This is a genomic window from Acidiphilium sp. JA12-A1 (assembly GCF_000724705.2).
Lineage (GTDB): Bacteria > Pseudomonadota > Alphaproteobacteria > Acetobacterales > Acetobacteraceae > Acidiphilium > Acidiphilium multivorum.
The window spans coordinates 1-11,969 of record NZ_JFHO01000115.1; the positions used below are offsets into that span (position 1 = coordinate 1).

Annotated in this window: 13 protein-coding genes; 12 read left to right on the forward strand and 1 reads right to left on the reverse strand. The window is 69.9% G+C overall.

What is annotated here, in order from left to right:
* The 12 genes from RT91_RS17415 to RT91_RS17475 all read left to right on the forward strand — a co-directional run.
* Nucleotides 1-417: transposase (locus tag RT91_RS17415; protein WP_240314343.1), on the forward strand; the 417-nt coding region annotated here is incomplete at its 5' end.
* 1,006 nt (nt 418-1,423) lie between these two features.
* Nucleotides 1,424-2,035, forward strand: a complete 612-nt coding sequence (locus RT91_RS17425; protein WP_231295271.1) for an RNA polymerase sigma factor — start codon at nt 1,424-1,426, stop codon at nt 2,033-2,035.
* Nucleotides 2,032-2,457: a hypothetical protein gene (locus RT91_RS17430; RefSeq protein WP_035188783.1), complete on the forward strand. Its 426-nt coding sequence runs from the start codon at nt 2,032-2,034 to the stop codon at nt 2,455-2,457. The genes RT91_RS17425 and RT91_RS17430 overlap by 4 nt, the downstream gene beginning before the upstream one ends.
* Nucleotides 2,454-2,990, forward strand: coding sequence for a periplasmic heavy metal sensor (locus RT91_RS17435; protein WP_013640668.1), 537 nt, complete (start codon nt 2,454-2,456; stop codon nt 2,988-2,990). The genes RT91_RS17430 and RT91_RS17435 overlap by 4 nt, the downstream gene beginning before the upstream one ends.
* 89 nt (nt 2,991-3,079) lie before the next feature.
* Nucleotides 3,080-3,268, forward strand: coding sequence for a hypothetical protein (locus tag RT91_RS17440; protein ID WP_013640669.1), 189 nt, complete (start codon nt 3,080-3,082; stop codon nt 3,266-3,268).
* 48 nt (nt 3,269-3,316) lie between these two features.
* On the forward strand, nt 3,317-3,583 hold the full coding sequence (locus tag RT91_RS17445; protein ID WP_013640670.1) for a hypothetical protein: 267 nt from the start codon (nt 3,317-3,319) through the stop codon (nt 3,581-3,583).
* A gap of 13 nt (nt 3,584-3,596) precedes the next feature.
* Nucleotides 3,597-4,976 (forward strand): DUF1800 family protein, encoded by a 1,380-nt coding sequence (locus tag RT91_RS17450; RefSeq protein WP_082468646.1) that lies wholly within the window; start codon nt 3,597-3,599, stop codon nt 4,974-4,976.
* A gap of 5 nt (nt 4,977-4,981) precedes the next feature.
* The gene (locus tag RT91_RS17455; protein WP_035188784.1) at nt 4,982-6,199 is read left to right on the forward strand and encodes a DUF1501 domain-containing protein; all 1,218 of its coding nucleotides are present in this window, start codon (nt 4,982-4,984) and stop codon (nt 6,197-6,199) included.
* Nucleotides 6,200-6,258: 59 nt separating this feature from the next.
* Complete coding sequence (locus tag RT91_RS17460; protein WP_035188787.1) at nt 6,259-7,878, forward strand: cryptochrome/deoxyribodipyrimidine photo-lyase family protein; 1,620 nt, start codon at nt 6,259-6,261, stop codon at nt 7,876-7,878.
* A 249-nt stretch (nt 7,879-8,127) separates the two neighbouring features.
* Nucleotides 8,128-8,331 (forward strand): hypothetical protein, encoded by a 204-nt coding sequence (locus tag RT91_RS22650; protein WP_240314344.1) that lies wholly within the window; start codon nt 8,128-8,130, stop codon nt 8,329-8,331.
* 199 nt (nt 8,332-8,530) lie between these two features.
* On the forward strand, nt 8,531-10,132 hold the full coding sequence (locus RT91_RS17470; RefSeq protein WP_035188792.1) for a tyrosine-type recombinase/integrase: 1,602 nt from the start codon (nt 8,531-8,533) through the stop codon (nt 10,130-10,132).
* On the forward strand, nt 10,132-11,256 hold the full coding sequence (locus tag RT91_RS17475) for an integrase (RefSeq protein WP_035188795.1): 1,125 nt from the start codon (nt 10,132-10,134) through the stop codon (nt 11,254-11,256). Before RT91_RS17470 ends, RT91_RS17475 begins: the two co-directional genes overlap by 1 nt.
* 135 nt (nt 11,257-11,391) lie before the next feature.
* Here the strand turns inward: RT91_RS17475 and RT91_RS17480 are convergent, their stop codons facing one another.
* Complete coding sequence (locus RT91_RS17480) at nt 11,392-11,886, reverse strand: transposase (protein WP_205408987.1); 495 nt, start codon at nt 11,884-11,886, stop codon at nt 11,392-11,394.
* Nucleotides 11,887-11,969 lie beyond the last annotated feature (83 nt).

An 11,969-nucleotide genomic window follows, 5' to 3' on the forward strand; every position in this document is an offset into this window, starting at 1 on the left:
CAGCACAAGGCCAACGCGGTCAGCAAGCTCCTCGCCGCGATTCCCGGGCTTGGGGGCAATCACCGCGATCACCATGGCGCTCAATGTGAACCCCGCGAATTTTTGAGACCGGGCGGCATTTTTGCAGCGTGGCTCGGGCTGACTCCGCGAGAGCATTCCACCGGCGGCAAGCATCGTATGGGAAAGATAAGTAAGGCAGGCAATGAGAGGTTGCGGCAGTTGCTCGTGGTCGGGGCGATGGCGGTGATCCGCTTCGCTAAACCAGGCAGCAAATCAGCGACCGCTTGGCTGTTGCAATTGCTGGAGCGGAAGCCGCGCAAGGTCGCGGCGATCGCTCTGGCCAACAAGATGGCCCGGATCATCTGGGCCATGATGGCGCGTGGTGAAGCGTATCGGCGTCAGCCGGTAGCCGCCTGATCCGCGCGCCGGTGCCGAGGGTTTAGGGGCAAACAGGAGATGGTTATCGGTCGAACCGACGAGCAACAAAATCCGTCTGAATCTACGGCAGTTCCATGCCGCAATTTCTGTTTGGATGTTGCTCGCGGCACCCATCTGGGCCAGCGGTCAGACCACCGCGTCAAAGGCCGGACACATGACCGCATTCGAACCGATACCAAATTCTGCTTTAACGACTTGAACCCAACGGGCCGTCCACACATGATTCAGAGTCCGTGCTGATAAAGGATGTCGTCCTGGATGGGACAGCCTCTCTCGATGGATTTGCGCGGGCGGCTTGTGGTTGCGGTTGATAATGGTTTGAGTTGCAAGGCGGTGGCGGCGTGATTTGGCATTGCGCCTTCGCCGGCGCTAGCTTCGTAGGCACTTGCTCCGCTCTGTCGACCTTGTGGGTATCGACATATCCGCGCCGGAGTTCAGATTCGAGGCAAGACTAATCGCAGGTGCTGATGCCGAGTCAGATACTATGGACCGGCTGGAAGCCGTGAGCTTATTCGATGAGGAGAACTAATCTTCGGGATTCCATGTAGAATTGGGGCTATTGGTGAGTCCGCGTCCCTATGAACGCCGCACCCAGCCCAAATTCGTCAAGGCGCATACTCAGACCCTCAAACCACCTCGATCCCAGGGTTCTTCGAAATGTCCGGGTGCGGCTGCTCCGGCGCGGCCGCGAGCAGGCAGTGCCACTGCCCTTCACCGACCCGCAGGCGGCTCGACGCTACTCTGCTCGCCCGGGCCGAGGCCTGCCGGGCGGAGTTGCTGTGCGGTGTCGCGGCGGTGCGGCTCGGCCTCGAACTCGGCGACGGGCGCAGGCTTGCGAGCGGCACGCTGTTGCTCGCGACCGGCACCCTTGCCCGCGCGTCGGCGGGCCTGCTACCGCTGGTACGGCTGGGTTGAATGCGCGCACGGCGAGAGGCGCTCCCGCGCCGGCGACGGAAACCCGTCGCCCGTGCGTTGAATGGGCCGGATGCCGACCGGATGGGCCGGTCGGCGCGGCAACCAGCGCAAGGCGGGCACCCGCGAGGACATGACAGACCCGGACGGGGACCCGGATGCGGACCTGCTGGCAAGGATCGGCATGGGCGAGGAGGCGGCGTTTCGGACGCTGATGGCGCACAAGCTGCCGCGCGTGCACGGGCTCGCGCTGCGGCTGTTGCGCGATTCGGCGCTGGCCGACGACGTGGCCCAGGAGGTGTTCCTGCGGGTCTGGCGGCAGGCGCGGGCTTGGCGGCCGGGGGCGGCGCGGTTTGATACCTGGCTGCACCGCGTCGCGCTCAATTTGTGCCTCGACCGGTTGCGGCGGCGGCGGGAAGTGGCCGTCGCCGAGCCGCCGGACCAGGTGGACCCGGCGCCGGGGGCGGATTTCATGCTCGCGCGCGACGCCGAGGCGCGGCGCGTGGAGCGCGCGGTTGCCGCCCTGCCGGCGCGCCAGCGCGAGGCGCTGGTGATGCAGGTGTATCAGGGATTGTCGAATATCGAGGCCGCGGCGGCGCTGGGCATCAGCGTCGAGGCACTGGAAAGCCTGCTTGCCCGCGCCCGCCGCGCCCTGCGCCAACAGCTCGAGGATCTGCGACCATGACGCCCGAACGCTTCGCCGCCCTTGCCGCCGCCTATGGCGGCGCGATCGACCGCTGGCCCGCCGACGAGCGCGACGCCGCCCGCGCCTTTCGCGAGGCCGATCCGGCGGCGGACGCCATTCTCGCGGCCGAGGCGGCGCTGGATGCGATGCTGGCGCGCTGGGCGGTGCCGGCGCCGGGGGCGGCGCTGGCCGGGCGGATCGCCCGCGATGCCGCGCGGCGGCGGGCCTTGTGGCGGCGCGGCCGGCTCTGGCTCGCCGGGCTCGGCCTCGCCGGTGCGCTGGCCAGCGGCGGGGCGATCGGCGCCGTGCTGGTCGCCCGCCTCGTGCCGGCGGGCGGGGCGGCCTGCTCGCAATCCCTCACCGTGCTCGGCGCGCCGGTGCCATCCTGCGGAAATGCCGCCAACTGGAGTGATACGCTGTGACCACCAGCCGCTTGCAGATCGGCCTCGTTGCCTCGCTGCTCGTCAATGCCCTCATGATCGGCGCCTTTGGCGGCGGGCTCGCGGTGCTGTCGCACCGGGGCGGCTGGCACAGGCCGCCGCATCGCCATCCCGGCCCGATCCAGACCGCCGGCCACGCCCTGAAGCCGGCGGACCGCGCCCGCTTCCGCGCCGCGATGCTCGCGGTGATCCGCGACAATCGCGACCTGATCCGCGACGCGCGGCTGCGCCGTCAGCAGGCGGGGGCGCTGTTCGTCCGCCCCGACTTCGACCGCGCCGCGATCGCGGCACTGCTGGCCAGGGCGCGGCGGGACCGCGCCGAGCTGCTGGCGAAGCTCGACAACGCGGCGCTGCGCTTCGCCGCCACCCTGCCGCCCGGCGAGCGGCGGAAACTGGCGCGCGGCCTCGCCGAACACGGCGAGCTGCAACGGCGGGGCGGCCGTTTTGCGCCCCCGCCAGGTGGGAATTTTGCTCCGCCGCCGCCGGGCGGGGATTCGGTGGCACCGAAGGGCTGAAGGTGGCGACGGATGTTCGGCACCCGCGCGTTGAACGGGATACATGCCCCACGCGGTCGACGCGCCACAGATCATTGAGGATCTCGCCCATGCTGTCTCGTACGCTCCGTTTTACGCCCACCCAGGATGCACGGCCGGGCCGGGCGGCGCGGATCGCGCGGCGGGCGGTGGCCGCGATCCTGCTCGCCGGGCTCGCCGGCGGGCTTGCGGGATGCGTGGTCTATCCCGCCGGGCCGCGCCATGGCTGGTGCTACTGGCACCCCTATCGGTGCCGCTGAGCGCGCCGATCCGGCATTGTTGCAACGCTCAAGGACAGGGCTGACGACATGACATACAAGTTCAGCACCATCGCTTTCCGGCGCCCGGCGCGGGCCGCGCTCGGGCTTGCGCTCGGCCTCGGCCTCGCCGCCGTGCCGCATGCCGCCCGCGCCTGGGGACATCCCTGGTGGGGGCCGCGTTTTGCCATCGGCATCGCCGTGCCGGCGCCCCTCTATCCGCCGCCCGTCTATGTCGCGCCGCCGCCGCGCGTCTGGGTGCCGGGGCATTACAACTGGCGCGGCAGGTGGATTCCCGGCCACTGGCGCTGGCGCTGAGGGGGCGGCGGCGATGACCCTCGCATCCGCGCAGGCGGCGGACCTGACGCCTTCGCAGGCGACAAGCCTGACGCCCTCACAGGCGATGATCCGCTTCGGCCTCGGCGGACGGCCGGACCAGAAGCCGCCGACCGATCCGCGCGCGTGGCTGCTCGGCCAGCTCGACGGGCCGGACCCTGCTCTGGCGACACCCTCCTTCGCCGGACTGCCGAGCGGGGCCGCAGCCCTCACCGCCCTGCGCGACGACCGGATGACGCGCAAGCGGCTGGCGCGGCAGGGGCTCTCGCTCAAGGATCATTTCAAGCCGCGCAGCCGTGAGATGTTCCGCGCCGATGCCGCCGCCCAGCTCGGCTGGGCGCTGCGCACCGACGCGCCGTTCCGCGAGCGGCTGGTGTGGTTCTGGGCGAATCATTTCACCGTGTCGATGCGCCAGGGCGGCACCGCGGCGCTGATCGGCCCGTTCCTGCGCGAGGCGATTCGCCCGCATGTCACCGGCCGGTTCACCGACATGGTGCTGGCGGTGGAGCGGCATCCGGCGATGCTGCTTTATCTCGGCAATGCCGGGTCGGTCGGGCCGGACAGCCGGGCCGGGGTGCGGCGGCATCGCGGGCTCAACGAGAATCTCGGCCGCGAGTGCATGGAGCTGCACACGGTGAGCCTGCGCGCGGGCTACAGCCAGCAGGACGTCATCGCCATGGCGAAGCTGCTCACCGGATGGTCGGTCGATCCGAGGGCGGAGCCGACCGGGTTCCGCTTCCGCCCCTTCGCCCATGAGCCGGGGCCGCAGACGCTGATGGGGCGCAGCTTTCCGCCGGGCGAGGCGGGGGGCATCGCGGCGCTGCGGTTCCTCTCGACCTATCACACCACCTGGACGGCGCTGGCGACCAAGCTGGTGCGGCATTTCGTCGCTGACCAGCCGCCGGCGGCGGCGGTTGCGCATGTCGCCGGCGTGCTGGCCGGCACCCAGGGCGATTTGCGGGCGGCCTCGGCGGCGCTGGTCGATCTGCCGCAGGCATGGAGTCCCGGGCGCAAGATCAAGACGCCGGTCGAGTATTTCCTCTCGGTCGGCCGCGCGCTCGGCGAGACCGAGGCGAAGGTGCCGGCGGCGCTGGGCATGCTGCGGCGGCTCGGCCAGCCGCTCTGGGCGGCGCCGTTGCCCGATGGATGGTCGGATCTCGGCGGCGACTGGAGCGGGCCGGACGCGGTGCTGGCGCGGATCGACTTCGCCTATACCATGGCCGGGCGTAGCCACGACCGCGCGCCCGCCGCCATCGCCACGGCCGCACTCGGCGCGCAGCTTCGCCCGGAAACGCTGGCGGCGGTGAGCACCGCCGGCTCGCCGCGCGAGGCGCTGGCGCTGCTGTTCGCCTCTCCCGAATTTCTCAGACGGTGACCGCCATGAACCTCTCCCGCCGCGCGACGCTGCTGGGCCTCGCGACCGTCGCAACCCTGGGCCGGACCCGGCTCGCCCTCGCCGCCGCGCCGACCGAGGCGCGCTTCGTCGTCGTGCTGCTGCGCGGCGCGCTCGACGGGATGGAGGCCGTCATTCCCCATGGCGACCCCGATCTCGCGCGGCTGCGGCCGGGCCTCGTGCCGCAGGCGGCGTCGGGACACGATCTCGGCGGGTTCTACGCGCTGCACCCGGCGCTGGCGCGGTTCCACACGCTCTATGCCGCGGGCGAGCTGCTGGCGGTGCACGCGATCGCCGGCCCGTATCGGACGCGCAGCCATTTCGAGGCGCAGGATCTGTTGCAGACCGGTGTCGAGCAGATCGGCATGAATTCGGGCTGGCTCAACCGGCTGATCGGCGAGCTGCCGGCGGACGGCGATCCGGGCGGGATCGGGCTGGCGGCGGGGATCGGCACGCCGCTGATCCTGCGCGGGGCGGCGCCGGTGGGCGCCTATGCGCCGGTCGGCTTCGCGCAGCCAGATCAGGGCCTGTATGCGGCGATCGGCCGACTCAACGCGGGCGATCCGGTGTTCGGCCCGGCGATCGCCCGCGGGCTCGGCGCGCGGCGGTTCGACCGCACGGCCTTCGCCGCCGGGGCGGCACCGGCGATGGACGATGAGGAGATGATGTCGCCGGCGGGGCGCGCCCGCCCGGCCGATCGCTACGGGTTTCCCGAGCTTGCCGCCCGGGTGGGCACGCTGCTCGCCGCGGAACAGGGGCCGCGGATCGCCGCCTTCCAGCTCGAAGGGTGGGATACGCATGTCAACCAGATGCAGCTGCTGCCCGGCCCGCTCGGCGGGCTCGATCGCGGGGTAGGGGCGCTGAAGGCGGCACTGGGCGTGGCCTGGGCGAAGACCGCGGTGCTGGTGATCACCGAGTTCGGCCGCACCGCGCGGATCAACGGCACGCGCGGGACCGATCATGGCACCGCGACGGTCGCGTTCCTTGCCGGCGGCGCGGTGCAGGGCGGGCGGGTGCTGGCGACCTGGCCGGGGCTGAAGGACAGGCAGCTGTTCCAAAACCGCGACCTCGCGCCGACGGCGGATCTGCGCGCGCTAGCCAAGGGCGTGCTGGCGGCGCAGTTCGGGCTGGGGCCGCAGGCGCTCGCGCGGATTTTCCCCGAGAGTGCGGCGATTGCGCCGATGGGCGGGCTGCTGCGCGCCTGAGCGGTTCGTCTGGTCCGCCGCGTCTTGTCCGATCGGCGCGGGCGATTATTTCGGGCGGCATGGGAACGGGTGTTTCGGTTGTCTGGTTCAAGCGCGACCTGCGGCTTGCCGATCACGCGGCGCTGACGGCGGCGTCTGCCGCGGGCACCGTGCTGCCGCTGGTGATCGTCGAGCCGGAATACTGGCGTCTGCCGGATGTCTCGCACCGGCAATATGCGTTCCTTGCCGGCTGTATCGAGGATCTGGCGGCGGCGATCGCGGCGGCGGGCGGACGGCTTCTGGTGTGCGTCGGCCCCGCGGTCGAGGTGCTGGAGGCGCTGCGCCGGCGGCTCGGCGGTTTCGCCCTGTGGTCGCACGAGGAGACGGGCAATCGCTGGACCCATGCGCGGGACCGGGCGGTGCGGCGCTGGGCGCGGGCGCAGGGGGTGGCGTGGACCGAGCTGCGCCAGTTCGGCGTGATTCGTGGCCCGGCGCTGGATCGCGACCGCTGGGCGGCGCACTGGGACCGGATGATGGCGGCACCTTCGCTGCCGCAGCCACGCGGCATCGCCTGGGCGGCGCTGCCGGAGGGACTCGCTGCCGGAAGCGTGCCGGCGGCGGCGGCACTCCACCTCGCGCCGGACGGGTTGCGGCATGGCCAGGCGCCGGGGCGGGCGGCGGCTCTCGAAACGCTGGGCTCGTTCCTCGCCAGCAGGGGCGAGGATTATACCAGGGCGATGTCATCACCGGTGTCGGGCGAGGCGGCGTGCTCGCGGCTTTCGCCCTATCTCGCCTATGGCTGCGTCTCCATCCGCGAGGCGGCGCAGGCGGCCTGGCGGCGGCAGCGCGAGGTGCCGGCGGCCAGCCGCTGGGGGGCGGCGCTGCGCTCGTTCATCGCCCGGCTGCACTGGCATTGCCATTTCATCCAGAAGCTGGAGGCCGAGCCGGAGGCGGAGTGGCGGCCCTTTGCCCGGATCTACGAGGGGATGCGGCCGCCGGCCGATCCGGCGCGCCTCGCCGCCTGGGCGGAGGGGCGGACGGGGTATCCCTTCATCGATGCGGCGATGCGCTACCTCGCGGCGCATGGATGGATCAACTTCCGCATGCGAGCGATGCTGATGTCGTTCGCCAGCCATGACCTGTTCCTGCCCTGGCAGGAGAGCGGCTTGGTGCTGGCGCGGCTGTTCACCGATTACGAGCCGGGAATCCACTGGCCGCAATGCCAGATGCAGTCCGGCGAGACCGGGATCAACACGGTGCGGGTGTATTCGCCGGTCAAGCAGGGATTCGACCAGGACCCGGCGGGCCGGTTCATCCGGCTTCATGTGCCGGAGCTGGCGGCGGTGGCGGGGGCGCTGGTGCATGAGCCCTGGCGGCTCGACGCGGCCGAGCGGGCGCGGCTCTGCCCGGAGTATCCGGCGCGGATCGTGATCCATGAGGAGGCGGCGCGGGCGGCGAAGGCGGCGCTGTTCGCGCGGCGGCAACTGGCCGAGGCGCAGCGCGAGGCGGATGCGGTGCAGGGCCGCCACGGCTCGCGTCGGGGACGGGCCCGGCAGCAGCGCGACACACGCTCCCGCGCAGCGCCGGGGCAGCTCGTGCTCGATCTCGACGGCGTCGCCGTGGCGCCAGATGTCGAAACGATGAAGGTTACTCGCACGGGGCTTGGGGACGGGGTTGGGGTTACGAAGCGCCGACCCTGACCGGAGAACGTCCATGAGAATGCGCGGATGACCGTTCGAGGTCGAAGCCTTTTGGCGAAGCGGATTGTCGAAGGAGGCTGGCACTTATCATCGGCGGCGCATGCAACGCCAACGCGCGGCGTGGGGGTGATCCGGCGCGGAGCGGCCCGGCGTCTCCGCGCCCTGTGCCGTCTGCTGCTGGCGGTGGGGGACCGTGGGGCCCATTCGATCGCGGAGGACGTGGCTGGCACAAGATACGGGCGTCGGGAGATGTCGGACCCGGCGGACTTCGCGGTGACGTGCTGCGCCTCGCTGTGGATCTCATTCAGGAACGAACCGATCGGGGGACGCTATCCGAAGGCGGGCACGTTCTCGCGGTTCGTGGAAGAACTCCTGCACGAAGCGCTCGGAATCTTTCCCGGCATCGGAACTGCGGAGCGCCCTGCGCCGGTTCCACGGCGCGACAGTGACTGAACACACTTAACATCCGGGTCGGGGCGATGTTCCGCCCGCAGCACCAACCGTTGCGGAAGCCATCGCGCTCGTTGCCTCGTGGAGCGATCTCGCGAACGAACGTCGCCGGAGCATCATCTCCTCTCTGCGCGCACTCACCCGCATCGCCGGGACCGATCCGGCCCAGCTGCGCCTCTGCGCGGCGGAGCTCAACGACAGGGTGCTCGGCAAGCCACCCCAGCTGTTCGGGATCTCGGCGACCTCGATGGCAACCGTGCGCTCGAATACACGCTTCGCGATGCGCCGCCTCGGCCGGCTGGAGCCGCGAGCGCCCCTCGATGCCGACTGGAGATCACTTCGCGACGGCCTCCCGTCCCGGGCGGCAATCACCCTCACCCGCTTCATCGAGTTCCACAGCCGCGAGGGCATTCCGCCGTCCACCGTCTCGGATGCGAGCTTCGAGCGCTGCCAGGCCTGGATCCGTGCCGCGACCCCCTGCCGCAGCCCGTCCCGGCTGTTCGCCCAGATGCGCTATCAATGGAACAAGGCCGCACGTGAACAGCCCAATCTCGGGCTACCGATCCTCGGCGCCGCACGCCAGCGGGTCCGGTGCACCGTCCCGCTCGAGGCCATGCATCCCGGACTGCAGGCCGATATCGAGCGCATGCGGCGCCACCTCGGCTGTTCCGATCTCGATGATCTCGATGCCGATCACCTCCGCGGCGATCATGACGACGGTCTGGGCGGTCAGGCATTACCATCCCCGGCGCCACGGCGGGCGCTGCGCGCCATCACCATCGAGGAGCGCATGCGCCATGCCCGCCAGGCCGTCTGGGCGCTGGTGCAGACCGGCGTGCCGCTCGAGGAGATCCGCGATATCCGCGACCTCGTTGTGCCGGTCGAGCGGGCCCGCCAAGCCATCCGCTTCATGCGCGACCGCGCCGGCAAGCAACGCTCTGCCCCGGCCGGCCATGTCGCCGAGATCCTCCGGCAGATCGCCAAATTCCATGTCGGCCTGCCCAAGGCAGAGGTCGAGCGCATCGCCGGATGGAAGAAGGCGGTGACGCCCGAATACAACGAGATGACCGAGAAGAACCGGCGACGCCTCGAGCCGCTGCTGACGCCGGAGGCCGAGCAGAAAATTCTCGCACTGCCAGCAGTGCTGATGGAGGAGGCGGAGGCTTTGCTGCCCAGTTCCGGCGTGCTCGCGGTCAGTGCGGCCAAGCGCGCGCTGGTGCTGCATCTGGGTCTGTTCTACGCGTTCCGGGTCAGCAACCTGCTCGGCCTGCGCCGGGATCGCCACTTCATCGGGCCGGGCCATGGCAGCAGCGCGATCACCCGCTTCCTGATCACGGCCGGGGAAGTGAAGAACCGCGTGACCATCGATCGCCCGGTTCTGCCCCTGACCAGCGACATGATCATCGCGTGGGAGCAAAAATTCCGCCCGCTGATCGCCGCAGCCGACAATCCCTACCTCTTCGCCGGCGTGAAGGGGCGGCCGATGACGCGGCAGGCGATGGGCAGTACGCTCGCGAGGATCGTCGCCGAGCGGGTGGGCTGCGAGATCAATTCCCATCTAGTCCGCCATCGCGCCGCGGTCGCCCATCTGAAGAAATATCCGGGGGATTTCGAGGTCATCCGCGTCCTGCTCGGCCACAAGACCGATCGGACGGCACGCAAATCCTATACCGGCCCCGAGAAGGACAGTGCGTTCGAGCGCTTCGACCAGACCGTGCTCGAGCAGATGAGGACGCTCCGCCCGCGGAAGTCCGGGCCCGACCGCAGGACGGATCGCCGCAGAGCGATGGGAGGGAGAGCGTGATGCGTGACCTTGGGGAACAGAAGCCGGCGTCGCGGGACGACACCCGGCTCGCGCGGCGGCTTGCGCGCTATCTCGCCACCTGGCCGGCGATCGACCGGCAGCGATGGGAGCAGAACTGTGCGGCCGCCGATCCGCTCGACGATCCCGGATATGGCAGCACGCTGCGCCTCGCCAGCCGGCACAAGATCGCCAGGGGCTACACCTACTGGCTGCGGTTCCTCGACGAGGCCGGATGGCTCGACCCGGCAGCGCCACCCGGGGCCCGGATCTCCCATGCCCGCAGCGCCGCCTGGTTCCGTGCCCTGATGGCGCGCGGCAATGCGCCCTTCACTATCGCCGGCCGCTTCGCCGAACTGAACCTGGCGATCCGGGTTCTGGCACCCGAGGCCGACCGGACCTGCATCCTCCAGCCCAACGGCGCCTCGATCCGTCAGCGCCTGTTCATGGACAAGCGTGAACTCCTCATCCCCGATACCCGCATCCTCTATGCCGAGGGGCTGCGCCTGATGGGGACGGCGGAGCAGTGCCGCACACGGCGCAAGGCGCTGCTCCAGTTCCGCGACGGGCTGATCTTCGCGGTGCTGAGCGCCCGCGCCCGCCGCCTCCGCACCGCGGCACAGACCATGGCAACGGACAACCTCCACAGGGTCGACGGCCGTTACCGGATCGATTACCGACCCGACCAGATCAAGACCGGACGCCGTGACAGCGTTCTTCTCCCCGCTCGCCTGACGCCATTCATCGACCGCTATCTCGGCGAGATCCGCCCTGCCCTGCTGCGTGGCACGGATCATGGCGCGCTCTGGGTCGGCACGCTGGGCAAACCGCTCGCTGAGCCGGGAATCGAGAAGCTCGTCCGGGTTCGGTCCAAAGCCCTGCTCGGCGTCGCGATCGGGCCGCACCGGTTCCGCCACGCGCTCGGCACCACAGCACCTCTGGTCAATCGCACCGAGCCCGGCCTCGCCCGCGCCGTGCTCGACATCAGCGAGGCGGTCGCGGCCGAGCACTACAACCGGGCCAATGCCATCATCGCCACCGAATTCTTCCAAGCCGAGATGCTCGCCGCGACCCAGGCGGCGAACGACCACGCGCGGCTGGAGAAGATCAGGCGGCGGAGGGAATGAATTGCTCGACATTTAGAGCAAATATCGCACGAATATTGTAAGAGGGGCAAAAGGGTGGGTAACCCGAGTTCGACTTGGTCAGCAGGCCAACGATCGAGCAGGTGGCGGGAACGAAGAAATTGTCGCGGATACTGGTTAGGTGGGGCGGAGGCGGGCTCTGACGTAGAAGTCGAGCGGCGCGATGATCGCGGCCCCCACCACCTTGAACCTGCTACCCAGATAATCCCAGATCGCGATGCCAAGTTTGTCACAGGTCTTGGCGAGGCTCAGGAACGCGTCGCGGCAATCCCGGCCGGTCTCACTCCGGGTTCCGGCGCTGATCTTCCGCCGCGTGACGTGACCGCGGATGTCGTTTTCCGAACCATTGGTGTGGAGCGGGATTTCCGGCCGTTCCAGCACCATCAGTAGTTCGGCCTTGTTGGCGTGCAGCCGCGCCAGCAGACGGTCCAGCGTCACGAAGCCGGTGCGGCAGAGGAAGATACGGTCGAAGCGGGTCCGTAACGCCCGAGCCTGCCGCTTGCCCGGTTTTTGCTGGTACGCTTTGAGGTCCGCGTAAAAATCCCAGATCAGGCCACGAACCCGCGTTTGAGCGGCGCGATGCTGGTCGTTGAACGTGTCCAGTTTATGCACCAGCCGTTCCGCGTGGACCCCAGCACAACGCGTGCCGGCCGATATTGAATTGTCCGGCGTCGTCGCTCAGAATAACGGCATCG

Coding starts and splice junctions, on each gene's coding strand:
- RT91_RS17430 (WP_035188783.1), top strand. CDS start 2,032: ATGACGCCCGAACGCTTCGCCGCCCTTGCCGCCGCCTATGGCGGCGCG.
- RT91_RS17475 (WP_035188795.1), top strand. CDS start 10,132: ATGCGTGACCTTGGGGAACAGAAGCCGGCGTCGCGGGACGACACCCGG.
- RT91_RS17455 (WP_035188784.1), top strand. CDS start 4,982: ATGAACCTCTCCCGCCGCGCGACGCTGCTGGGCCTCGCGACCGTCGCA.
- RT91_RS17460 (WP_035188787.1), top strand. CDS start 6,259: ATGGGAACGGGTGTTTCGGTTGTCTGGTTCAAGCGCGACCTGCGGCTT.
- RT91_RS17445 (WP_013640670.1), top strand. CDS start 3,317: ATGACATACAAGTTCAGCACCATCGCTTTCCGGCGCCCGGCGCGGGCC.
- RT91_RS17440 (WP_013640669.1), top strand. CDS start 3,080: ATGCTGTCTCGTACGCTCCGTTTTACGCCCACCCAGGATGCACGGCCG.
- RT91_RS22650 (WP_240314344.1), top strand. CDS start 8,128: ATGTCGGACCCGGCGGACTTCGCGGTGACGTGCTGCGCCTCGCTGTGG.
- RT91_RS17450 (WP_082468646.1), top strand. CDS start 3,597: ATGACCCTCGCATCCGCGCAGGCGGCGGACCTGACGCCTTCGCAGGCG.
- RT91_RS17425 (WP_231295271.1), top strand. CDS start 1,424: ATGCCGACCGGATGGGCCGGTCGGCGCGGCAACCAGCGCAAGGCGGGC.